The sequence below is a fragment of the Enterobacter cloacae complex sp. IR5412 genome, from assembly GCF_049237385.1.
GTDB lineage: Bacteria > Pseudomonadota > Gammaproteobacteria > Enterobacterales > Enterobacteriaceae > Enterobacter > Enterobacter intestinihominis.
On the sequence record NZ_JBMKHQ010000022.1, the window covers coordinates 1 to 24,067 of the forward strand.

The following is a 24,067-nucleotide window of genomic DNA, read 5'->3' on the forward strand; positions in this document are numbered from 1 at the left end:
GGTGGTCCCACCTGACCCCATGCCGAACTCAGAAGTGAAACGCCGTAGCGCCGATGGTAGTGTGGGGTCTCCCCATGTGAGAGTAGGGAACTGCCAGGCATCAAATTTAGCGTGCTGATATGGCTCAGTTGGTAGAGCGCACCCTTGGTAAGGGTGAGGTCCCCAGTTCGACTCTGGGTATCAGCACCACTTTATACTTAGGTTAAAGTTCGGCAAGAAGTAAAAGAATTTGTCTGGCGGCTTTAGCGCGGTGGTCCCACCTGACCCCATGCCGAACTCAGAAGTGAAACGCCGTAGCGCCGATGGTAGTGTGGGGTCTCCCCATGTGAGAGTAGGGAACTGCCAGACATCAAACAAGTAGAAAGGCCATCCGAAAGGATGGCCTTTTTGCGTTATGCCCTCAGCTAAACCAATTTCCTTATCAGATATTCCAACGAGTGCCGTTAATACCTTACTTGACGTATTAAAGCGTCTTAACCCAGCTATAAATGAATTCACGGAATGCATAATGCTTACTCGCAGCAGCGTTAAATCAATTCAGTGATTCAGACGGAGGTTGTATGGGTAAGGAAATAGGGCTATAAAAAAAACAGGATACTGAATCTAAAATTATCTGATGATATCTGAGAGGGGAAATATACATCCCTTTGATTAGATAAAATAAAAGCGCGGCGATAGCCGCGCTTTTAAAAGTATTATTTAGTCAGGGCGACAATACCGAGAGTCAGGCCAGCTATTGCTGCGGCGCCACCGGCAATCGCACCTGCTGTTTCCCAGTTATCCTGGGTAGTCCCCTTCATACAGGTATTGGTGTGAACCAGTCGCCCCTGATCGTCGTATACCGGTACACAGGGAGAGTCGTGCGCGCAACCAGCAAGCAGCGCAGCGAGGAGTGCAACGGAAAGGAATCTTTTCATGATGTTACCTCAATATGATCGCTTATTCGCTTAAGAGCCGATGCGGCAATTTACGAATTGATGATTATTTTACCACCGCACTAATACCATACAGCACGGGGAATAATCTCAAATTGTGTGGATTGTAAAAATCATGGAGAAAAAAGAGGGGCGTTGATTATTTATGGAGGAAATGTGAAGAGATGTCTTTTTATTAGAATGCTGACAGGAAATAAAAAAGGCACCAGAGGTGCCTTTATGATTTTCATTAATCCTTATGCTTTGTAAACCGTCTCCGGACAACAATGAAGAAAACAGGAACAAAGAAAATGGCCAGCAGAGTGGCTGACAGCATCCCGCCCATCACGCCCGTCCCGACAGCGTTTTGTGCCCCACTACCTGCGCCACTACTGATGACCAGAGGCATAACACCAAGGATAAATGCCAGAGAGGTCATCAGGATAGGGCGCAGACGCATACGTGAGGCTTCCAGCGTGGCTTCAATAATCCCTTTGCCTTCTTTATCCATAAGATCCTTGGCGAACTCAACGATCAGTATGGCGTTTTTGGCTGATAAACCAATTGTCGTAAGCAGACCAACCTGGAAGTAAACGTCATTGTTCAGCCCACGTATTGATGCAGCCAGAAGCGCGCCGATCACCCCCAGGGGCACAACCAGCATGACCGAGAATGGAATTGACCAGCTTTCATAGAGAGCCGCCAGACACAGGAACACCACAATCAGTGAAATGGCATACAGTGCTGGAGCCTGATTTCCGGAAAGACGTTCCTGATAAGACATCCCCGTCCAGTCGTAGCCAATTCCGGAAGGCAGTTTCGACGCAAGGCTTTCCATCATCTCCATTGCCTCACCGGTACTTTTGCCTGGCGCAGACTCACCGAGGATCTCCATTGATGGCATCCCATTGTAACGTTCCAGACGAGGTGAGCCGTACACCCAGTGAGAGCTGCTAAAGGCAGAGAAAGGCACCATTTCGCCGTTAGCACTACGCACATACAGGTCGTTAATATCTCCTGGTAACATACGGAAGCGAGCATCAGCCTGGACATAAACTTTTTTCACGCGTCCATGATCGATAAAGTCGTTCACATAAGTGCCACCCAATGCTGTTGAGATGGTCTGATTGACATCAGATATGCTCACACCCAGCGCCTGGGCCTTCTCCTGGTCGACATCCAGTTTGTACTGTGGCGTATCTTCCAGTCCGTTAGGACGCACGCGGACCAGTAAGTCAGGATGTTCCCTTACCATGCCAAGCAGTTGGTTACGTGCCTGCGTGAGCTGCGTATGTCCCAGGTTTGCCTGGTCAATCAGTTCAAAGTCAAAGCCTGTTGCGGTACCCAGTTCAATAATGGCAGGGAGGTTAAACGGAAATACAAGACCATCTTTGATCCGGCTAAACGCTTTCGTTGCGCGGCTGACAATCGCCTCAACGCCGTTTTCCTTGCCCGGGCGTTCTTCCCATGGCTTCAGGCTGACGAAAGCGATACCGGAGTTCTGCCCCTGCCCGCTAAAGCTAAATCCGTTTACGGTAAAGACCGATTCAACGTTCGCTTTCTCTTTCGTCAGATAATAGTCCTGAACCTGATCGAGTACCTGCTGGGTACGCATCTGCGTCGCCCCTGCCGGCAGCTGAACCATCGTCATAAACACCCCCTGATCCTCTTCCGGCAGGAAGGAGGAAGGCAGGCGCAGGAACAGTACTGCCATGCCGCCGACGATGATGACGTAAACCAGCAGATAGCGTCCGGTCTTACGTAAAATGCCGCTCACGCTGTTGCTGTAGTGCTCCACGCTCTTATCAAAAAGCGCGTTAAACCAGCCGAAGAATCCACCTTTCTTTTCATGATGGTCGCTGGAAACCGGTTTGAGCAGCGTTGCACATAAAGCAGGCGTTAATATCAACGCCACCAGCACCGATAAGGCCATCGCGGAGACAATGGTCAGCGAGAACTGGCGATAGATAGCCCCGGTTGAACCTCCAAAAAATGCCATCGGAATAAACACCGCTGAAAGCACCATGGCAATGCCCACCAGAGCGCCCTGGATTTGCTCCATCGACTTCTGGGTCGCCTCTTTTGGCGGCAGCTTGTCCTCAACCATGACGCGTTCTACGTTCTCAACCACCACGATGGCATCATCGACGAGCAAACCTATCGCCAATACCATCCCGAACATCGTCAGGGTGTTAATGGAGAAACCAAACGCAGCCAGTACCGCGAAGGTACCCAGTAGCACCACGGGCACGGCAATAGTCGGAATAAGGGTCGCCCGCAGGTTTTGCAGGAACAAGTACATCACCAGGAACACGAGAACGATCGCTTCAAACAGCGTCTTCACCACTTCATGGATTGAGATCTTCACGAAAGGTGTGGTGTCGTACGGATAAACGACTTTCAGGCCCTGAGGGAAGAAGGGCTGCAACTGCGCCAGTTTACTCTTAATGGCGGCAGCGGTATCCAGCGCGTTTGCGCCAGTCGCCAGCTTGATCCCGAGCCCCGTTGCTGCCTGGCCATTGATTTTGGTGACCATGTTGTAGTTTTCGCCACCAAGCTCAATGCGGGCCACATCTTTCAGGTGGACCATTGAACCGTCCTGGTTCACCTTCAGCGTCACACGGCCAAACTCCTCCGGCGATTTCAGGCGCGTTTGAGCAATAATTGAGGCGTTCAGTTGCTGCCCTGGTACGGACGGCGTACCTCCCAACTGGCCCGCAGCAATCTGGTCGTTCTGCGTTTTCAGTTGGTTAATGACATCCAACGGCGTGAGCTGATATTTATTCATCGCGTTGCTGTCCAGCCAGATGCGCATTGCATACTGCGCACCGAACAGCTGCACATCACCGACGCCGGAAGTACGGCTGATCGCATCTTTTACGTTAGAAGCGACATAGTCGGAGATATCATCCTGAGTGAGGTTTTTATTATCCGACACAAATCCCGCGACCAGCAGGAAGCTGCTGCTGGATTTTTCCACGCCGATCCCCTGTTGCTGTACTTCTTGCGGTAGCAGCGGCATAGCGAGCTGGAGTTTGTTCTGAACCTGCACCTGCGCGATATCAGGATCCGTACCCGACTCGAACGTCAGGGTGATGGTGACGTTACCGGCAGAATCACTGGTGGACGACATGTACATCAGATTGTCGATTCCGTTCATGTTCTGTTCGATAACCTGCGTCACGGTATCCTGGACCGTCTGGGCATCAGCGCCAGGGTAGGTCGCTGTCACCGCAACTGCTGGCGGCGCAATGGTTGGATATTGCGCCACCGGCAGTTTTAAAATGGCCAGCCCGCCCGCAATCATCAGAATGATGGAGAGCACCCAGGCGAAAACAGGCCGTTGAATAAAGAAATTAGCCATCTTGTTATCCCTTAACTGGCTGGAGTCGCGGCGGTATCAGGAATAGCCACGGCGGTGACGCCAGGGCGAACTTTTTGCAGGCCGCTGATAATGACGCGGTCGCCATTTTTCAGACCTTCCGTGATCAACCACCGATCGCCAATCGCCTGCGGTGCAACGACAGTGCGAGATTCCACCTGGTTTTTATCGTTTACCACAAGCACGGTTGCATCACCGCGAGGTGTACGGGTTACCCCCTGCTGGGGAACAAGGATGGCATCAGGCTGTGTGCCTTCGTCAATGCGTGCACGGACAAACATACCCGGTAACAGCATATGCTGAGGGTTAGGGAAGAGAGCGCGAAGGGTGATTGAGCCGGTACTTTCATCTACCGTGACATCAGAGAACTGGAGCGTTCCTTTCAGCGGATAAGGCTGGCCATTTTCCATCAGCAACTCAACGCTGCTGGTGTCTCCCTTTTGCAGGCTCGTCTGCTGCTTCAGACGCATAAAATCGCTGCTGGATTGCGTTACATCGACATAAATGGGATCGAGCTGCTGAACTGTCGCCAGTGCGGTTGACTGACCATTAGTGACTAACGCCCCTTCAGTGACGCTGGATTTGCCAATGCGCCCGTTGATTGGCGATGTGACTTTCGTATAAGCAAGATTGATCCGCGCGCTCTCAACGCCAGCTTTCGCGGCAACGACGCTTGCATCCGCCTGCTGGGCGGTTGCCACCGCCTGATCATACTCCTGCTTGCTCACATATTGCGTACCGACCAGCGGAAGGTAACGTTTTACCGTCAGATGGGCTATGTTTGCCGCCGCCTGCGCTTTTACCAGTTCACCTTTCGCATTGTCGTAGGCTGCCTGATAGGTGGCCGGATCGATCTGATAAAGTGATTCACCCGCTTTGACGTCGCTGCCTTCGGTAAAATTACGGTGCAGAATGATACCACTTACCTGGGGACGAACCTCCGCCACACGATAAGCGTCAGTTCTGCCTGGCAATTCCGTCGTTACGGCCAGTGGCGCGCTTTTGACAATATGAACACTGACCTGAGGAGCTTGCCCATGCTGCTGTGGGTTTTCTTGTCCATCGCACCCGGCGAGCAGTGCAGCACAGACAATGAAACCGGATAAGGGTAAGCGTCTGAAGTGATTCGTCATTACTGTTCCTTAAACTACCCTTGAACCGATATATGCCATAAGTCGGTGAAAGGGTGTGAGGCAAAAAAAGAAATGTAGCTGCGTATAATAATGAGGGTATTCAAGGTTTTTTAATTTATAAGTGCTGATGGAGGCAATAAAAAGCAAAATCAGATTCTGAACCAGTGTATTCGAAATCCGGCTTCTGTCAGGATAATCGACGGAATACTTATGAGTAAATACAAACTATTTATTTAATGAATTTGATTCGCTCAATTTATTCGTATGAATTATAAATTAAATGAATTGACTTTTTTTGTGCAAAACTAAAACGGGTTATGGTGAATACTTTGACTTACACGACCCTTTAATAACGTTTGATGTCGTATCAACCGTATAAATAATGAGTAGCAGGCTATGGCGCGTAAAAAGAAAGAAGAGGCTCAAAAGACCCGGCAGCAGCTGATTGAAGCCGCTATCGGGCTATTCGCGACACGTGGCGTGGCTAATACCACGCTTACCGACATCGCCGATGCTGCTCAACTTACTCGCGGGGCGGTTTACTGGCATTTTTCGAGTAAAGCGGAAATATTTAACGCCATCTGGGAACAGCAATTGCCGCTGCGTGAAATGATTCGTGACAGGTTAATACTTTCTGAAAAAGATGACCCTTTGTTAATGCTTCGTGAACAGTTTATTGTCGCGCTGCAATATATTGCGAGCGAGCCACGTCAGTATGCTCTTTTACAAATTCTGTATCATAAGTGTGAATTTCATGACGATGTGATTTCAGAATGTGAAATACGCAAGCGGATCGGTTTAAACGATACTTATCTTCGCAGGACGTTGAGACAATGCGTTGCGCGTAGCATTATTTCTTCCCAAACTAATATTGAACTGGCGCTGATTGTTTTCCACGCATTTTTTAGCGGAGTCATTAAAAACTGGTTAATGGATAGCAACAGTTTTAATCTGTACAAACAGGCGCCGGCGCTGGTGGATAATATTCTTGCGACACTAAATATCACTCGAGTGGCGCCAGTGTTCTACGATACAGCCTCATGATTGCATACGGGATGGTGACATCTCCCCGTGCTGGCACTGTTCCATAATAGCCTGCGCGGTAATCGGTTTGCCCAGCAGATAACCCTGTAGCGTATTGCATCCCAGTTCTGTCAGAAAGGTCTGCTGCGCTGCGGTTTCGACCCCTTCTGCCACGACCTTTAGATTCAGCGTTTTTGCCAGGGCGATAATCGCCGAGACGATCGTCGCATCTTCACTCTCTCCACTTAACTCTTTTACAAAAGCACGATCGATTTTCAATTCGCAGGCAGGGAGTCGCTTAAGATAAAGAAGGCTTGAATAACCTGTACCAAAATCGTCTATCGAGGCTTTTACGCCCGCATCCGTCAGCGCTGTCAGGACACGAACGCTTTCGTCCGGATTGCTCATCGCCGTGGTTTCGGTCACCTCCAGGATCAACATGCCGGGCGGTACGCTATGGCGCGTCAGACAATCGAGAACCGTTTTAATCAGCGACGGCTGTTCGAACTGCAACGTAGAAAGATTCACCGCCATTGACCAGTCCGTGTGGCCCTGAAGGTGCCATTCTCGAAGCTGGCGGCAGGCCTCGTCGATTACCCAGTTTCCAATTGGAATAATCAGCCCGGTTTTCTCTGCAAGCGGTAGAAACAGGTCGGGGGGCAGTAATCCCTGTTTGGGATGCTGCCAGCGTAACAGCGCTTCGAATCCGATGACCGGCCCGGCAGGGGCATGGAATTTAGGTTGATAAAGCAGGCGTAACTCATCACGGTCGATGGCCTGCCACAGATCATTCATCAGCTGTAGATGCGTCTGCGCCAGCGTATTCATTGACGGCTGAAAGAAGTGATAACCGTTACGACCCATATGTTTCGTGTGGTACATCGCAGCATCAGCGTTAAACATCAGTTCACGATCGGTTTTGCCATCGTGTGGATAGAGCGCAATGCCAATGCTCAGGGTGACCATCAGTTCGTAAGGATCGAGATGGAACGGGCTATCAATGACGCGTACCAGTGAATTTGCCAGTGAGGCAGCATCATCCGGGGTAGTGGTTTCGGCCAGCAGGACGAATTCATCCCCACCGATACGCGCCAGCGTGTACTGACCTTTCAACTGCAACAGCAAACGCTGAGTCACCGCAACCAGAAGATTGTCACCGACATCATGACCATAGGCATCGTTGACGGTTTTAAAGCCATCAAGATCCATAAACATCAGCGCGAAAGGGCTTCCTTCGCGATCGGCCTTGCTGATGGCCTGATCGAGGCGATCCTCAAGCAGAATACGATTGGGTAAGCGCGTCAGCGTATCATGCAACGCCAGCTGAGCGAGTTCACGGTTAGCTTCTGCCAGTGATGAGGACAGCAGCGAGGTACGAGCCTGAAGGCGGGCATCGAACATCGATACCAGCAGCGTAATCCCCAGAATAGCGAGCGCGACCACGCTAACCAGTATCGCCAGCCAGCTCCCGTTAATACCATGATGGTGGACCATCGTCGACATTGGAAATTGTGCTGCTTCCATGCCGGCGTAATGCATGCCAGCGATAGCGATGCCCATGGTGATCGCCGCCCCCAGACGCATCAACGCCATTCGTGCAGCTTCCTGACGTAAACGGAACGTCAGCCAAAGAGCGGCCAGTGAAGCGGCAAGGGCTATTCCCACAGAGATAGCCATCCACGTTTTATCCCAGACAATACCCGGAGTGACCTCCAGGGCAGCCATACCGGTGTAGTGCATGGTAACTATGCCTGCACCCATCACGACGGCGCCAGGCAGCAGTCGGCGCAAATGTAGCTGCTCGCCGCTAACGAGCCACAGGGCGAACATTGACGAGCTGATGGCGATAATCATCGAAAGCACGGTCAGGGTCGCGTTGTAACTCATGCTCATGGAAAGATCCATCGCCAGCATACCGATGAAATGCATCGCCCACACGCCAATCCCCATCGAAACTCCGCCACCTGCCAGCCAGACGCGTGCAGCGACGCCCTGGCTTCCGGCAACGCGCGCAGCCATATTCAGCGCGGTATAGGCGGCAAGAATGGCGACAATAAAGGAGATGACGACGAGGATTTGGTTGTATTGGCTAACCAGCATGGTCTGTTCACTCGTTGTGAGACGTTAAGCAAGAGCGGTTGGAAAGGGCACAGACATTATCATCGTCAGGAAATGACGAAAAGTGATTTAAGCCCCTGTTTTTATTGGGTGATAACAGAGGGGTACAGGATGGAAGAGGCTAGTCCAGCTCTGAGCAGTTGACCAGTTTTAGCGGGTTCACGGAATTCATATTGCGACATTTATCGGTTTCGGTGCTCATCAGTTCAATCCACTGCATCAGCAGCGCATCGAAAATGAAAACAGAGACAGCAAAAACGACCAGCCACCAGTATTTACGAATCATGTGTCATTCCGCGAAAAGAGAGCCTGTAAGGTGGTGGAAATATACACGAAAAGCGGGCGTTGAAAAGTGGGGAAGGAGAAGGTTTACAAAGCGTTGACGGTCGCTCATCCGGGCAATAAAAAAGGCGCTTCCCCATGCCGAAGAGCGCCTTTTTAAACAAGCATTTAACTGATTAGTATCAGTTCATGCCGTATTTTTTCAATTTCTTACGCAGGGTACCACGGTTGATGCCCATCATCAGGGCAGCGCGGGTTTGATTACCACGGGTGTATTGCATCACCATGTCCAACAGTGGCTGTTCAACTTCAGCCAGTACCAGCTCATACAGGTCATTAACATCCTGACCGTTCAGTTGAGCAAAATAGTTCTTCAGTGCCTGTTTAACCGAGTCACGCAGGGGCTTTTGAGTCACCTGATCCTGAGAGTTAACGGTAGAAACGGTCAGTACGTCAGAATTTACGCGTTGTTCGAACATAGTTCTGTCAGCTCTTTATTTCATTACGCAAGATTTTCGAAGTATGCCTCCAACGCCTCCAGCTGTTCGCTGGCATCCTCAATGGCGTTGAATGTGCGCCGAAACTGGTCATTTGGAGCGTGCTCCTGGAGATACCAGGATACGTGTTTACGCGCAATTCGGTACCCTTTTGCCTGGCCGTAGTGGTCATGCAGTTCCCGAACATGCGAACAAAGCAAGCGCTTAACCTCTGCCAGAGGCAGCGGGGCAAGCAGCTCCCCAGTGTCCAGATAATGCTGGATTTCCCGAAAGATCCAGGGTCTTCCCTGAGCGGCACGTCCTATCATCAGAGCATCAGCTCCCGTATAGTCGAGCACAGCTCTGGCTTTAAGCGGGTCAGTTATGTCGCCATTCGCGATAATCGGAATGGAAACTTTCTGCTTAACTGCCCGAATGCTGTCGTATTCAGCTCCACCGTTGAACAAACAGGCGCGAGTGCGTCCATGAATGGTCAGGGCCTGAATGCCACAGTCTTCGGCCAGTTGGGCAATCTCTACACAGTTACGGTGTTCCGGCGACCAACCCGTGCGAATCTTCAACGTAACAGGAACGTCCACTGCGCTGACAACCGCCGTCAGGATTGACTTCACCTGGTCGGGGTATTGCAGAAGGGCTGAACCTGCAAGCTTGCGATTCACCTTTTTGGCCGGGCAACCCATATTGATATCAATAATCTGGGCGCCACTTTCCACGTTAATACGCGCGGCATCTGCCATCTCTTCAGGCACGCTTCCGGCAATTTGCACGGTGCGGATACCTGGCTCATCCACGTGCACCATCCGAAGGCGGGACTTGTCGCTTTCCCAAACCTGCGGGTTAGACGACATCATCTCGGAAACGGTTAATCCTGCTCCCATCTCGTAGCACAGCGTCCTGAACGGCCGGTCGGTAATACCTGCCATTGGGGCTGCGATCAGGCGATTTCTAAGCTGGTGGTGTCCGATGCGCATGAGTTAAGAAATGACCATACTGTGACTGCAAGGCGGCGTATATTACGCATTTTTTGCACGAGATGAAAGGCCAAACTTTGAACAATCCTCTGTTGTAGATCAAGGAATCGCCAGTCATTCTTTTCGGATAAGATTATTCGCTATTTAAATCATTGTGTTATGAAGAAATGAACATTTTGTGGGCGCTTACAATTTCCCGTAACTTCTCATCATTTCTGAATAAATGAATCAATTGGCCGGGATAATCTGCTGCGATATGCAGCAGATTATGGCGCTTCTTTGCGATCTGCGTCGCATTTCAGCACAGGATATCAGCGCAAAAAATCGGCTTATTCAACAACCAGACGGCCATGAAGCGGCTGAACCGGGCGGCTGTTTTCGTGGTGCATAGTGTGAGTGAATTTTTGCAGCTGTTCAGCAGAGACGGTCAGCGGATGCTTGAGCACCAACCATGTCACCCCTTCTGAGCACGGTGGTGTGGTCAGGGAGCCGCTAAAACGCCAGTAGGTTTTATCCGCAGGCAGTAATTTATTCATATCGAGGGTTGGCTTAATTGTAACGTTCTGGTCAACCTGCCCTGGCATCACGCCCCAGAGTTTATCCAGTGCAGCGTTTGCCGCGCCCTGATCGAACATAACGGCAACGACCGTCAGTTCGCCGTCAGCGTTTTTATGGACCAGATGCATTTCCATTGCGTATTTTTTACCGTGCACCGTGTTTTCGGATGGCGCATGGAAATGGAACTGCTGTAATGTCCAGGTCTGTTTATCAAGCGTGATGCTGTCGCGTGTATCGGCATTTTCACTCGCCTGGATAGTATGGCCGTTGTTTGTCAGGGTGACCGGGCCGTCGATATAGTGCGTTTCCAGCGGAGAGATGTGAGCTTTGACCGTATTATCAATGTTAACCGGCGACTGATACATCCCGCTTTTACACGTCTTGTACGCCTCGTCCAGTGCGCCCCAGTGTTCCGGTGCGCCTTCTCCTTGATAGCTCCAGTGTGAGGCGTAAGTTGAAGCCGAAATCACGCTCAGCGCCAGCAGCGCTGCCTTGCCTGAAATGTGTTTCATCGTATTCTTCCTGTGAATTTTATTATCCAAATCAATGGATAACATTATGATTTGTGCGGTTATTTTATCGAAGAAAGGATGAAGGGGGGGAGAAAAAACCGAAGGGAAAAGGCGTGGTCAGACGACCACGCCAAAGGCTTATTTTTTACGACCGGTGATGCGACACCACTCTTCTTTCTCGACAACCGGGTCGAGCGCAAAGAGATCGGCGTAGGCTTCACAGACGCTGTCTGCCTGGCTGGCAAGGATACCGGACAGGCCCAGCAGACCGCCTTCAACCGGCAGCACGCTGATTAACGGCGCCAGCTCGCGTAACGGGCCAGCCAGGATATTCGCGACCACCACATCGGCTTTCATGGCCTCTGGCTGTGCATCAGGCAGATACAGTTCAAGGCGATCGGAAACACCATTACGCTCGGCGTTATCACGGCTGGCCTGAATCGCCTGCGGATCGATGTCGATCCCGATGGCTTTTGCCGCGCCCAGTTTCAGCGCCGCGATAGCGAGGATCCCGGATCCGCAACCGAAGTCGATCACGGTTTTGCCTTCCAGATCCAGGCCATCCAGCCATTGCAGGCACAGGGAGGTTGTCGGGTGGGTACCGGTGCCGAACGCCAGACCCGGATCCAGCATTACGTTGACCGCATTTTCATCGGGAACGTCGCGCCAGCTTGGGCAGATCCACAGACGCTGACCAAACTGCATTGGATGGAAGTTGTCCATCCACTCGCGTTCCCAGTCTTTGTCTTCCAGCTGTTCGATTTTATGCGCGAAACCCGCGCCCAGCAGCGGATGGTTTTCCAGAATCGCCACGACCTCTTTCATGTCGGTTTCTGCATCGAACAGGCCGATAACGTCCGTATCACCCCACAGGCGCGTTTCGCCTGGTAGCGGCTCAAAGACCGGCGTGTCATGCGTGTCCTGGAACGTGATAGAGACCGAACCGGCCTCCATCAGCGCATCACTCAGTTCTTCGGCGTTCGCGCCGGTTGTGTTCAGTTTCAATTGGATCCACGGCATGGCAAAACTCTTTATTTATCAGTAGAAATCAGGGTGGCGGGTGGAACGGGACGGCCAAAACGGTTACCCACCACAAACGCCAGTAAACTTAACAGTAACGAAGGCACGATCGGGTGAAAGCCAAGATACTGAATTTTCAACGTGGCGAGAACGGCATACAGGACGCCCCCGACAATCATGCCGCTTAATGCACCCGCGGCATTCGCGCGTTCCCAGTACAGCCCCAGCACCAGCGGCCACAGGAAAACGGCTTCCAGCCCGCCAAAGGCGAGCAGGTTCAACCAGATGATCATCTCCGGTGGACGCCACGCGGCCAGCAGCAGCAACGCCCCCAGCACCAGGGTAATCACCGCCGACATGCGCTTGAGGCGTCGCTCATTTTCGACCTGTTCAGGGCGCAAATTCAGATAGAGATCTTTAATGATCGTAGCGGAACTTTGCAGCAACTGAGCGTTGATGGTCGACATAATGGCCGCCATGGGTGCGGCGAGGAAAATTCCGGCGGCAAACGGCGGAAGTACTTTCACCATCAGGGTTGGAATGACCAGATCCGGTACGGTAAGGTCAGGGATCACCGCGCGTCCCAGCGCGCCCGCCAGGTGCATACCAAACATCAGGATTGCCACCACAATTGTCCCGATAATAATCCCGCGGTGTACCGCTTTGCTGTCTTTATATGAGATGCAGCGCACGGCGGTATGCGGCAGGCCAATCACGCCAAAGCACACCAGCACCCAGAACGAGGTCATAAAGGTTGGAGAGAGGATGTCATCCGCCCCCTGCGGCGAGACCAGTTTCGGATCGATCGCTTCCAGGGTTTCAACCGCATGGCTCAGGCCCCCTGCGGCATGCACGATACCCACCAGCAGAACGAGAGTGCCAATAAGCATCACCATTCCCTGCATCGTGTCGTTCAGAACGCTGGCACGGAACCCGCCAAACGCGGTGTACAGCGCGATACTCACACCGAAAATGACCAGACCCGTCTCGTAGGGGATCCCGGCTGCCGTTTCCAGCAGACGTGCGCCGCCGATAAACTGCACCGTCATCGCACCAATAAACGCCACCAGCAGACTCAGGCTTGCCAGCCATACCAGCAAGCGACTCTGATAGCGGGCAAACAGCATATCGTTCAGCGTCACGGCATTGTAGCGACGGGCCAGAATGGCAAACTTTTTACCCAGTATGCCCAGAGAGAGCCAGATGGCAGGCAGCTGGATCATGGCCAGCAGTACCCAGCCCAGTCCGTACTTATAAGCGGCGCCCGGGCCACCGATAAACGAGCTGGCGCTGATGTAAGTAGCGGTCAGCGTCATGGCCAGCACGACGCCCCCCATTGAGCGGCTCCCGAGGAAATACTCGTTCAGAAAGGTACCGGTTGAACGTTTACGCATCGCATAAACCGACAGGCCAAACACCAGAAACAGGTAAGCGACAAGCGGCAGAATGACTTCAAGCTGCATCATCGTCCTCCAGGGAGATATCGCGATAGATGAATTTCACCATCGCCCAGCACAGCACAATAAACACCAGCGGCAGCAGCAGGCAGGCCATTTCAAACCAGTGCGGGAGGCCGGTAATGCCAATCGCCGAATCAGGTAAGTAAGCAGTTACTAACCATGCGGCGAGATAGAGAAGGGTCAGCCACAGCGCCCAGCGCGCTTCTTTATGGGCCTGAACAAAACGTTTGTCCATTTTTTGTCCCTTGTGGATGAAGAAAGCGGGGATTGTACATGATGGGGCTTAGCGATCCCCAGAAATAAAAAAGGCCGGATAATCCGGCCTTTTAGCAACACTGATCTCTTACTTCTCGTTCAGACCGAGTTTTTTCTCCAGGTAGTGGATGTTAGTCCCACCATTCTGGAAGTGCTCGTCGCTCATAATGCGCATCTGGAGATCAACGTTGGTTTTGATCCCGTCGATGATCAGCTCCTGAAGGGCGTTCTTCATGCGGGCAATGGCCACGTCACGGTTTTCGCCGTAGCAGATCAGCTTACCGATCATTGAGTCATAATACGGCGGTACGGTGTAACCGGCGTAAATATGGGACTCCCAGCGCACACCAAAGCCACCCGGCGCGTGGAAACGCGTGATTTTACCCGGGCTTGGCAGGAAGGTGTTCGGGTCTTCGGCGTTGATACGGCACTCTACCGCATGGCCTTTAACCACAACTTCTTCCTGTTTGATGGACAGCGGCTGACCGGCTGCGATACGCAGCTGTTCTTTGATCAGGTCAACGCCGGTGATCATTTCGGTAACCGGGTGTTCAACCTGAATACGGGTGTTCATCTCAATGAAGTAGAACTCGCCGTTTTCGAACAGGAACTCAAAGGTACCCGCCCCGCGATAGCCGATATCGACACACGCTTTGGCGCAACGCTCACCGATGTAGCGACGCAGTTCCGGCGTAATGCCCGGCGCTGGCGCTTCTTCGACGACTTTCTGGTGACGACGCTGCATGGAGCAGTCACGTTCAGCCAGATAGATCGCGTTGCCCTGACCGTCAGCCAGCACCTGAATTTCGATGTGGCGTGGGTTTTCCAGGTATTTTTCCATGTACACCATGTCATTGCTGAAAGCCGCTTTCGCTTCCGCTTTGGTCATGGAGATGGACTGCGCCAGTTCAGCATCGCTGCGTACAACGCGCATACCGCGACCGCCGCCGCCGCCAGACGCCTTGATGATAACCGGGTAGCCAATGCGTTTAGCATGGGCGCGGTTAGCATCCATATCGTCGGTCAGCGGGCCGTCAGAGCCCGGTACGGTTGGCACGCCGGCTTTTTTCATCGCGGTGATGGCAGACACTTTGTCACCCATCAGGCGAATGGTGTCGGCTTTCGGGCCAATGAAGATAAAGCCAGAACGTTCAACCTGCTCAGCAAAGTTGGCGTTCTCAGAGAGGAAACCATAACCCGGGTGAATCGCGACCGCGCCAGTGATTTCGGCGGCGCTGATGATCGCCGGGATGTTCAGATAGCTTTTTACGGACGGAGCCGGACCGATACAGACCGTCTCATCCGCCAGCAATACGTGTTTTAAATCGCGATCCGCGCTTGAGTGCACGGCCACGGTCTTGATGCCCAGTTCTTTACAGGCACGAAGAATACGCAGTGCAATCTCGCCACGGTTGGCGATAACAATTTTATCCAGCATGTTCGCCTCGTTACTCGATGACGACCAGCGGCTCGTCAAATTCTACCGGCTGACCACTTTCGACCAGAATCGCTTTCACAGTACCTGATTTATCTGCTTCGATCTGGTTCATCATTTTCATGGCTTCAACGATGCACAGGGTATCGCCTACGTTGACTTTCTGACCCACTTCGATGAACGCTTTCGCGTCCGGGCTCGGGGTGCGGTAGAAAGTACCAACCATTGGGGAACGTACGATGTGACCACTGATTTCTGCAGCTGCTGCAGGTGCGGCTTCTGCTGCTGGTGCAACGGCTGCGGAGAGCGCAGGCTGCTGCACTGGCGCAGCATAAGCTTGCTGCATTACCGGGAAGCTAGCGGCTGGGGCTGCACGGCTGATGCGTACAGACTCTTCGCCTTCAGAAATTTCCAGTTCGGAGATGCCTGATTCTTCAACCAGCTCGATCAGTTTTTTAATCTTACGAATATCCATGAGTGGGTTCCGTACTCTTGTTTAGTGTGATTGTGACAAGCGTTTTACCGCTGTCTGTAAAGCGTATGAATAGCCGTCTGCACCCAGCCCACATATCACGCCAGCGGCGATATCTGACAAGTAGGAATGGTGGCGGAACGGCTCTCGGGCGTGCACGTTACTCAGATGGATCTCGATAAACGGGATACTCACCGCGAGCAGTGCGTCGCGTATAGCAACACTGGTGTGCGTAAACGCGGCCGGATTGATCAGGATATAGTCCACAGTGTCTTTAGCCTGATGAATACGGTCGATGATTGCGTACTCCGCGTTTGACTGAAAATGGTCCAAATCCACATTCAGCGAGGCTGCTTCCGTACCCAGACGGTTAACAATTTCGCTCAATGTCAGCGTGCCGTACTTCTCTGGCTCACGGGTGCCGAGCATGTTCAGGTTCGGTCCGTTCAATACTAAAATTTGGAATTTGTCAGCCATTGTGCCGCTATCTCCTGCGATTTTCGGGTAAAAAACAACATATACCCTCAACACGCAATTGTCACCCTTTCAGAGGCCAAAAACCCCTGTCCGGAAAACCGAAGTCGCACATTATAACGATTTCGTAGCATTTGGCAGCTAAATACTGGTCTTATCAGGGAAGATTATCAACCGCTATCCGAAAAAGATTCGCGGCTGATAAATAATCTGCGGGAAAACGCACAGTTTCGTGGACTATCGTACCCACTGGCGGAACTTCTTGTAACGCCATGCTAAAAGGGCCAATGCCAGCAGGGCGTAGATGACCGGCTGAGGAGATAAAATCTTCACCGACCACAGGTAATGGATGGGCGCGAGGATCGCGACAAGATAGACGAAGTTGTGCAGCAGTTGCCAGCGCCGTCCCATTTTTCGCTGCGCGTACTGCGTGGATGTCAGTGTCAGCGCCAGTAAAACCAGCCAGCTTACGATACCCAGCGTCAGATAAGGACGCGTAACCAGTTCGCTGCCAAGGAGTGCCAGGTTGTTAATGCCCAGTTCCAGCAGGGCGTAACTGGTGAGATGCAGCGTCGCCCAGGCAAAACACCATAGCCCCAAAAGCCGACGGGTACGTATTAGCAATGGCTGTTTAGCGTAGCGCGCAAGCGGTGAGACGAGCAAGGTCGCCAGCAAAAATTTCAGAGCCATCCGACCCGTAAAATGCTGAATATCTTTAGCCGGATCGGCACTGAACTGTCCCTGGCTGGCTGCCCAAAAGAGCCAGATAAAGGGGAGCAATCCGGCTAAATGCAGGAGTACCTTCAGCCAGGTTATCTGCTTTGCCGTTAAACGCACTTAGAAGTTCTCCCGTAAATTCAGCCCACGATAGAGGGATGCCACCTCATCTGCATAGCCGTTAAACAGCAGCGTTGGCTGGCGTTTAACATCCAGCGCGCCGCCGGAACCGATAAAACGTTCCGTCGCTTGCGACCAGCGTGGATGATCAACGTGCGGGTTAACGTTGGCAAAAAAACCATACTCATCTGGCGCTGCGAGGTTCCAGGTGGTGGGTGGGCGTTCACGGGTGAGCTTAATGCTGACGATCGATTTGATGCCCTTGAAACCGTATTTCCACGGTACGGTCAGGCGAATGGGCGCCCCGTTTTGCGGCGGCAGCGCTTTGCCGTAAACCCCGACGGTGAGCAGCGTAAGCGGATGCATGGCTTCGTCGAGACGTAAACCTTCAACGTAGGGATACTCCAGCCCGCCGCCGATAAACCGATCCTTCTGGCCTGGCATCTCGTCCGGGGCATAGCGCGTCTGGAAGGAAACATACTTCGCGTTGCTGGTGGGCTCAACCAGCGCCAGCAGTTTATGCAAAGGGAAACCTACCCACGGCACCACCATCGACCAGGCTTCCACACAGCGCATACGGTAAATGCGTTCTTCAAGTGGGAAGCGGGTGGTGAGGTCATGATGATCCAGCGTCAGCGGCTTTGCCACTTCGCCATCAATCTTCAGCGTCCAGGGATCGGTTTTCATGCTCCCGGCGTTGGCGGCAGGATCGGCCTTATCGAGGCCAAACTCATAGAAGTTGTTATAGCCGGTGACTTTATCTTCCGGCGTCAACGTCAGTTTATTCTGCCACTGCGCCGGTTTGGTGAAGTTAAGCGGTGCGCCAGAGGGGGCTTTCGGGCGGTCGTTGCCCTTAAACCAGTCGAGCAGATCGGCGTGGGCCGCAGGGGTGAGCGTCAGGGCAGTGGCGCTGATGCCAAGCATTTTCAGGATCTGGCGACGCTGTAGCATAAAGACAGACTCGGACGTTACGTCGGCTTCCGTCAGTTTTCGGGTTTTCATGGCATCCTCCGTCAGGCGTTTTTCTAAGCATGACGGAGGAGGAGGGTTAGCGCGAATATGTCACGAAAATTTGAAGATTAGGCGATTTTAACCAGCGCACGACCGTGGAACTGGTTGTCCATGATTTTATTGGCGTACTCTGGCGCCTGGCTCAGGGTAATCTCAGTGGCGCTCTGCTCATAGAATGAGGCTGGCAGATCCCGCGCCAGACGTTCCCAGGCCTCAGCCCGCCGCTCGGCTGGGGTCATGACCGAATCGACACCCTGAAGACGCACGTTACGCAGAATAAATGGCATCACCGTCGTCGGCAGGGCAAAACCACCCGCCAGACCACAGGCCGCCACGCAGCCACCGTAATTCATTTGCGCCAGCACCTTCGCCAGCACTTTGTCGCCGACGGTATCTACAGCGCCAGCCCAGACCTGTTTTTCCAGCGGACGGGTCTCGGCGAATTCGTCGCGGCTCAGAATACGGCTTGCGCCCAACTGACGTAGATAATCATGCGTACTTTCGCGGCCAGAGACGGCGGCGACCTGGTACCCCAGCTTGTGCAGCAGCGTGACGGCCGTGCTGCCCACGCCACCGCTGGCGCCGGTCACGACAATTTCGCCAGAGTCAGGACGGATCCCGGCCTCTTCCAGCGCCATCACGCAGAGCATGGCGGTGAAACCTGCCGTGCCGACGATCATCGCCTTACGGCCGTCCAGGCCTTTCGGCATCGGGACCAGCCAGTCACTTTTTACGCGCGCCTGCGCTGCCAGTCCTCCCCAGTGGTTTTCACCTACGCCCCAGCCGGTGAGCAGCACTTGCTGTCCGGCGTGAAAACGCGGATCTTCACTGGTATGCACGCGACCAGCCAAGTCGATGCCTGGCACCATTGGGAAATTTCGGATGATTTTACCTTTTCCCGTAATGGCCAGTGCATCTTTATAGTTCAGGCTTGACCAGTCGATATCTACGGTCACGTCGCCCTCCGGCAGGCGGCTCTCGTCAATGGCTTGCACCGAGGCAACGGTTTTGCCGTCCTGCTGTTCTAAGATCAAAGCCTGCATACAGGGTCCTCACTAGGATTGATGATGGGAAAATATGTACTGAAGACTATACTCGCTCAATGAAACGCAGTGCCGATTTAACGCAATAAATTGCCAGATACACCAGGTTTGGTAGTATGCCGCATTTGAAATGCAAGTTAGCGCTCACTTGCGACCCCTTCAACCCACGGAGTAATCTCAAGGATGCGATTAACGACGAAGTTCTCAGCTTTTATCACCTTGCTGACGGGACTGACCATATTTGTCACGCTAATCGGCTGCTCGCTGAGCTTTTATAATGCCATCCAGGATAAGCTGGTTAACCGGGTAGAATCGGTTGCATCGGTTATCGACACTCGCCTGATTACAACCTCCTTCCCGGCACTTTCGCGTGAACTGGATGAGTTAATGGTGCCTGTGGATATCGTGCAGATCGACATTAAACAGGGGAAGCAGACCGTTTTCAGCCATACCCGTCAGGGCAGCTACCGTCCTGCCGGCACGGTAGATCAGTATCGGGACATAACGGTACGCTCACTTAAACATCCGGGTATGACAATCCATCTGATGTACCAGGATCCGATGAGCAACTATTTACGCTCGCTCATGACCACCGCGCCCTTAACCATCGCCGTTGCCTTGATCGTCCTGCTGATTTTCCTCGCCGTTCGCTGGCAGCGTCGTCAACTTTCCGGCCAGGAACTGCTGGAAACACGCTCGGTGCGAATACTGAATGGCGAGCGGGGTCCGCAGGTACGGGGATCGGTTTATGAATGGCCATCACGTACCAGTAGCGCCCTGGACGTGCTGCTCTCCGAAATCCAGTTTGCCAGCGATCAGCGTAGCCGTATGGACACGTTGATTCGCTCCTACGCCGCGCAGGATAACAAAACGGGCCTTAACAACCGTCTCTTCTTTGATAATCAGCTGGCTACGCTTCTTGATGACCCCGAAAAGGTGGGGACGCATGGCGTGGTAATGATGATTCGCCTGCCCGACTTCGATCTGCTCCGTGATACCTGGGGCCAGCGCGTGGCGGAAGAGAACCTCTTCACGCTGATTAACCTGCTGTCCACCTTTATTATGCGCTACCCCGGCGCGTTACTGGCACGCTACCACCGCAGCGACTTTGCCGTCTTGCTGCCGCATCGCACCTTAAAGGAGTCCGAGAGTATCGCCAGCCAGCTGTTGAAAGCCGTCGATGCGCTACCCCAGAGCAAAATGCTCGACCGCGACGACATGGTGCATATGGGCATCTGTGCCTGGCGCGGCGGTCAGTCGACGGAGCAGGTGATGGAACATGCAGAAGCGGCCACGCGCAACGCCGTATTGCAGGGGGCGAACGGCTGGGCGGTCTATGATGATACGCTACCGGAAAAAGGGCGCGGTAACGTACGCTGGCGAACCCTGATTGAACAGATGCTGAGCCGGGGTGGACCGCGCATCTATCAAAAACCGGCGGTCATAAAAAATGGTCATGTCCATCATCGTGAGCTGATGTGCCGTATTTTTGATGGGACCGAGGAGGTTATCTCCGCAGAGTATTTGCCGATGGTGCTGCAATTCGGATTGTCCGAAGAGTATGACCGCCAGCAAATCACCCGCCTCATTCCGTTTTTATCGTACTGGCCTGAAGAAAATCTGGCTTTACAGGTGACCGTCGAATCGCTGATCCGTCCGCGTTTTCAGCGTTGGTTACGTGACACGTTAATGCAATGCGAAAAATCGCAACGCAAACGCATTATTTTTGAACTTGCAGAGGCAGATGTAGGTCAACACATCAGCCGGTTGCGCTCGGTTGTGCGTTTAATCAATGCGCTTGGGGCTCGCGTGGCGGTAACACAGGCGGGTCTTACCCTGGTCAGCACCAGCTGGATCAAAGAGCTGGATGTCGAATTATTGAAGCTGCATCCGGGTCTGGTAAGGAATATCGAAAAGCGCACGGAAAACCAGTTGCTGGTACAAAGCCTGGTGGAGGCGTGCAAAGGAACGCAAACGCAAGTATTTGCCGCAGGCGTACGTTCACGCAGTGAATGGCAGATGTTGACAGAGCGCGGCGTGACGGGCGGTCAGGGGGATTTTTTTGCCGCCTCTCAGCCGCTTGACACCAATGTGAAAAAATATTTGCAAAGATACTCTGTTTGACCTGCCGTTTACTTTGTTTTCACGTAGAATATCGCGCCTGTAGCTTTGAGTAAGACGAGCATAAAAGCCAGTGAACGACCTTTTATAGGTTACAAGTGAAAGTGAGGGACGCTGCTGTTTACTCAGCCCTGAGGGATTCAGGGGATGAATTTGTAACAAAGGAAACGTGCTGCACTAATTTTCACCGTAGCAGACGATTTTTGCGCCTTGTCGCTGCTGCGTGTGGTTGGTAAAGTAAGCGGATTTTGTTTTCCGCCCCAGCTTTCAGGATTATCCCTTAGTATGTTGAAAAAATTTCGTGGCATGTTTTCCAATGACCTGTCCATTGACCTGGGTACCGCGAATACCCTTATCTATGTAAAAGGACAAGGCATCGTATTGAATGAGCCTTCCGTTGTGGCCATTCGTCAGGATCGTGCTGGCTCGCCAAAAAGCGTGGCCGCAGTAGGCCATGATGCGAAGCAGATGCTGGGCCGTACGCCGGGCAACATTGCCGCGATCCGCCCAATGAAAGATGGCGTTATTGCTGACTTCTTCGTGACCGAAAAAATGCTTCAGCACTTCATCAAGCAGGTTCACAGCAACAGCTTCATGCGCCCAAGCCCGCGCGTACTGGTGTGTGTGCCGGTTGGCGCAACCCAGGTTGAACGCCGTGCAATCCGTGAATCCGCTCAGGGTGCCGGTGCGCGTGAAGTGTTCCTGATTGAAGAACCGATGGCTGCGGCAATTGGTGCGGGTCTGCCGGTTTCTGAAGCAACCGGTTCTATGGTGGTGGATATCGGTGGCGGTACCACTGAAGTGGCCGTTATCTCCCTGAACGGCGTGGTGTACTCCTCTTCCGTGCGTATCGGCGGCGACCGTTTCGACGAAGCCATCATTAATTACGTTCGCCGTAACTACGGCTCTCTGATCGGTGAAGCGACCGCAGAGCGCATCAAGCATGAAATCGGTTCTGCCTATCCGGGTGATGAAGTTCGCGAGATCGAAGTTCGCGGTCGTAACCTGGCAGAAGGCGTGCCACGCGGATTCACCCTGAACTCCAACGAAATCCTGGAAGCGTTGCAGGAGCCGCTGACCGGCATCGTGAGCGCGGTGATGGTAGCGCTGGAACAGTGCCCGCCAGAGCTGGCCTCCGATATCTCCGAGCGCGGTATGGTTCTGACCGGTGGTGGTGCGCTGCTGCGTAACCTCGACCGCCTGTTAATGGAAGAGACAGGTATTCCTGTCGTAGTTGCAGAAGATCCACTGACTTGCGTCGCCCGTGGTGGTGGCAAGGCGCTGGAAATGATCGACATGCACGGCGGCGACTTGTTTAGCGAAGAGTAGTCGGGTGTGAGAGGGTAGCAAATGGCTACCCTTTCTCTCTGACGCGAGAATACGCATAGCCTATGAAGCCAATTTTTAGCCGTGGCCCGTCGCTACAGTTTCGCCTGATCCTGGCGGTTCTGGTGGCGCTCGGGGTTATTATTGCCGATAGCCGCCTCGGTACGTTCAGCCAGATCCGAACGTACATGGATACCGCCGTCAGTCCTTTCTACTTTATTTCAAATGGTCCCCGTGAACTGCTCGACTCCGTGTCGCAAACGCTTTCATCGCGTGACCAGCTCGAACTCGAAAACCGTGCATTACGCCAGGAACTGCTGCTGAAAAACAGCGAGCTACTGATGCTGGGGCAATATAAGCAGGAAAACGCGCGTCTGCGGGAACTGCTTGGCTCGCCGCTGCGCCAGGATGAACAGAAAATGGTCACCCAGGTGATCTCCACCGTAAACGATCCATACAGCGATCAGGTGGTGATTGATAAAGGCAGCGTGAACGGCGTATACGAAGGTCAGCCTGTCATCAGCGATAAAGGCGTTGTGGGCCAGGTCGTGGCGGTTGCCAAACTGACCAGCCGTGTGCTGCTGATTTGCGATGCCACCCATGCACTGCCGATTCAGGTGCTGCGTAACGATATTCGCGTAATTGCCGCCGGTAATGGTTGTACGGACGATCTGCAACTGGAACACCTGCCCGCCAACACGGATATCCGCGTGGGTGACGTGCTGGTGACGTCTGGTCTGGGCGGTCGTTTCCCTGAAGGCTACCCGGTTGCGGTTGTCTCTTCCGTGAAGCTCGACACTCAGCGTGCCTACACCGTGATCCAGGCGCGTCCAACGGCTGGCTTGCAGCGTTTACGCTACCTGCTGCTGCTATGGGGCGCCGATCGTAACGGCGCTAACCCGATGACGCCGGAAGATGTGCATCGCGTGGCCAATGAGCGCCTGATGCAGATGATGCCGCAGGTGCTGCCTGCGCCGGATGCAATGGGGCCACCTGCGCCCGTACCGGCTCCGGCGACGGGGTTAACGCAGCCGCTACCGGATGCGCCGCCACCGCCGCAAGTCTCGGGTGGAGGGCAGTAGTGGCCAGTTATCGTAGCCAGGGGCGCTGGGTAATCTGGCTCTCATTCCTCGTTGCATTGTTGCTGCAAATTATGCCCTGGCCGGACGACATTCTTGTTTTCCGGCCAAACTGGGTATTACTCATTTTGCTCTATTGGATCC

Annotated in this window: 22 protein-coding genes, 1 tRNA gene and 2 rRNA genes; 8 read left to right on the forward strand and 17 right to left on the reverse strand. The window is 53.2% G+C overall.

Annotated features, from left to right (window positions below):
* From rrf (ACOTX2_RS23605) to rrf (ACOTX2_RS23615), 3 genes are all read left to right on the forward strand, one after another.
* Nucleotides 1-99, forward strand: a 5S ribosomal RNA gene (gene rrf, locus ACOTX2_RS23605); the annotation flags it as partial.
* Between the two features lie 14 nt (nt 100-113).
* Nucleotides 114-189: transfer RNA gene (locus ACOTX2_RS23610), tRNA-Thr, on the forward strand.
* Between the two features lie 43 nt (nt 190-232).
* A 5S ribosomal RNA gene (rrf, locus tag ACOTX2_RS23615) occupies nt 233-348 on the forward strand.
* Nucleotides 349-695: 347 nt separating this feature from the next.
* Here the strand turns inward: rrf (ACOTX2_RS23615) and ACOTX2_RS23620 are convergent.
* The 3 genes from ACOTX2_RS23620 to ACOTX2_RS23630 form a co-directional block, all read right to left on the reverse strand.
* Nucleotides 696-917 carry a lipoprotein gene (locus ACOTX2_RS23620; protein WP_003860364.1) on the reverse strand — a complete coding sequence of 74 codons (222 nt, stop codon included), beginning with the start codon at nt 915-917 and terminating at the stop codon, nt 696-698.
* A gap of 247 nt (nt 918-1,164) precedes the next feature.
* A complete protein-coding gene (locus tag ACOTX2_RS23625) occupies nt 1,165-4,278 on the reverse strand; it encodes an efflux RND transporter permease subunit (protein ID WP_421625996.1) in 3,114 nt (1,037 codons plus the stop codon).
* A gap of 11 nt (nt 4,279-4,289) precedes the next feature.
* On the reverse strand, nt 4,290-5,429 hold the full coding sequence (locus tag ACOTX2_RS23630) for an efflux RND transporter periplasmic adaptor subunit (RefSeq protein ID WP_022649575.1): 1,140 nt from the start codon (nt 5,427-5,429) through the stop codon (nt 4,290-4,292).
* A 396-nt stretch (nt 5,430-5,825) separates the two neighbouring features.
* Between ACOTX2_RS23630 and envR the strand changes: the two genes are divergently transcribed.
* Nucleotides 5,826-6,473, forward strand: a complete 648-nt coding sequence (envR, locus tag ACOTX2_RS23635; protein WP_022649574.1) for an acrEF/envCD operon transcriptional regulator — start codon at nt 5,826-5,828, stop codon at nt 6,471-6,473.
* Here the strand turns inward: envR and ACOTX2_RS23640 are convergent.
* From ACOTX2_RS23640 to ACOTX2_RS23705, 14 genes are all read right to left on the reverse strand, one after another.
* Nucleotides 6,468-8,552: a putative bifunctional diguanylate cyclase/phosphodiesterase gene (locus ACOTX2_RS23640; RefSeq protein WP_063148464.1), complete on the reverse strand. Its 2,085-nt coding sequence runs from the start codon at nt 8,550-8,552 to the stop codon at nt 6,468-6,470. The genes envR and ACOTX2_RS23640 overlap by 6 nt on opposite strands.
* A 139-nt stretch (nt 8,553-8,691) precedes the next feature.
* Entirely contained in the window at nt 8,692-8,856 is a 165-nt protein-coding gene (locus ACOTX2_RS23645; RefSeq protein ID WP_003860373.1) for a DUF2556 family protein, read from the reverse strand.
* A gap of 178 nt (nt 8,857-9,034) precedes the next feature.
* Nucleotides 9,035-9,331, reverse strand: coding sequence for a DNA-binding transcriptional regulator Fis (gene fis, locus ACOTX2_RS23650; protein ID WP_000462905.1), 297 nt, complete (start codon nt 9,329-9,331; stop codon nt 9,035-9,037).
* A gap of 23 nt (nt 9,332-9,354) precedes the next feature.
* Nucleotides 9,355-10,320: a tRNA dihydrouridine synthase DusB gene (gene dusB / locus ACOTX2_RS23655; protein ID WP_063843940.1), complete on the reverse strand. Its 966-nt coding sequence runs from the start codon at nt 10,318-10,320 to the stop codon at nt 9,355-9,357.
* Nucleotides 10,321-10,649: 329 nt separating this feature from the next.
* On the reverse strand, nt 10,650-11,390 hold the full coding sequence (locus ACOTX2_RS23660; RefSeq protein ID WP_063148466.1) for a carbonic anhydrase: 741 nt from the start codon (nt 11,388-11,390) through the stop codon (nt 10,650-10,652).
* Between the two features lie 138 nt (nt 11,391-11,528).
* Nucleotides 11,529-12,410: a 50S ribosomal protein L11 methyltransferase gene (prmA, locus tag ACOTX2_RS23665; RefSeq protein ID WP_022649571.1), complete on the reverse strand. Its 882-nt coding sequence runs from the start codon at nt 12,408-12,410 to the stop codon at nt 11,529-11,531.
* Between the two features lie 11 nt (nt 12,411-12,421).
* Nucleotides 12,422-13,873, reverse strand: coding sequence for a sodium/pantothenate symporter (panF, locus tag ACOTX2_RS23670; protein WP_022649570.1), 1,452 nt, complete (start codon nt 13,871-13,873; stop codon nt 12,422-12,424).
* Nucleotides 13,863-14,105: a YhdT family protein gene (locus ACOTX2_RS23675; RefSeq protein ID WP_022649569.1), complete on the reverse strand. Its 243-nt coding sequence runs from the start codon at nt 14,103-14,105 to the stop codon at nt 13,863-13,865. Before ACOTX2_RS23675 ends, panF begins: the two co-directional genes overlap by 11 nt.
* A 108-nt stretch (nt 14,106-14,213) precedes the next feature.
* Complete coding sequence (gene accC, locus ACOTX2_RS23680; RefSeq protein WP_003860388.1) at nt 14,214-15,563, reverse strand: acetyl-CoA carboxylase biotin carboxylase subunit; 1,350 nt, start codon at nt 15,561-15,563, stop codon at nt 14,214-14,216.
* Between the two features lie 10 nt (nt 15,564-15,573).
* Nucleotides 15,574-16,035 (reverse strand): acetyl-CoA carboxylase biotin carboxyl carrier protein, encoded by a 462-nt coding sequence (gene accB, locus ACOTX2_RS23685; RefSeq protein WP_010436174.1) that lies wholly within the window; start codon nt 16,033-16,035, stop codon nt 15,574-15,576.
* A 21-nt stretch (nt 16,036-16,056) separates the two neighbouring features.
* A complete protein-coding gene (gene aroQ, locus ACOTX2_RS23690) occupies nt 16,057-16,509 on the reverse strand; it encodes a type II 3-dehydroquinate dehydratase (RefSeq protein WP_022649568.1) in 453 nt (150 codons plus the stop codon).
* 234 nt (nt 16,510-16,743) lie between these two features.
* Entirely contained in the window at nt 16,744-17,343 is a 600-nt protein-coding gene (gene msrQ / locus ACOTX2_RS23695; RefSeq protein WP_022649567.1) for a protein-methionine-sulfoxide reductase heme-binding subunit MsrQ, read from the reverse strand.
* On the reverse strand, nt 17,344-18,345 hold the full coding sequence (gene msrP, locus ACOTX2_RS23700) for a protein-methionine-sulfoxide reductase catalytic subunit MsrP (RefSeq protein WP_032626457.1): 1,002 nt from the start codon (nt 18,343-18,345) through the stop codon (nt 17,344-17,346).
* A 77-nt stretch (nt 18,346-18,422) separates the two neighbouring features.
* Nucleotides 18,423-19,397 (reverse strand): MDR family oxidoreductase, encoded by a 975-nt coding sequence (locus ACOTX2_RS23705; protein WP_063148467.1) that lies wholly within the window; start codon nt 19,395-19,397, stop codon nt 18,423-18,425.
* Between the two features lie 183 nt (nt 19,398-19,580).
* On the opposite strand from ACOTX2_RS23705, the gene csrD reads away from it, so the two are divergent.
* The 4 genes from csrD to mreD form a co-directional block, all read left to right on the forward strand.
* On the forward strand, nt 19,581-21,521 hold the full coding sequence (csrD, locus tag ACOTX2_RS23710; RefSeq protein ID WP_022649564.1) for an RNase E specificity factor CsrD: 1,941 nt from the start codon (nt 19,581-19,583) through the stop codon (nt 21,519-21,521).
* A gap of 282 nt (nt 21,522-21,803) precedes the next feature.
* Nucleotides 21,804-22,847 (forward strand): rod shape-determining protein MreB, encoded by a 1,044-nt coding sequence (gene mreB / locus ACOTX2_RS23715; RefSeq protein WP_000913396.1) that lies wholly within the window; start codon nt 21,804-21,806, stop codon nt 22,845-22,847.
* Nucleotides 22,848-22,909: 62 nt separating this feature from the next.
* Nucleotides 22,910-23,926 carry a rod shape-determining protein MreC gene (gene mreC / locus ACOTX2_RS23720; RefSeq protein ID WP_003860400.1) on the forward strand — a complete coding sequence of 339 codons (1,017 nt, stop codon included), beginning with the start codon at nt 22,910-22,912 and terminating at the stop codon, nt 23,924-23,926.
* Nucleotides 23,926-24,067, forward strand: a 142-nt coding sequence (gene mreD / locus ACOTX2_RS23725) for a rod shape-determining protein MreD (RefSeq protein WP_421625998.1), incomplete at its 3' end; no start/stop codon positions are given. The genes mreC and mreD, both read left to right, overlap by 1 nt.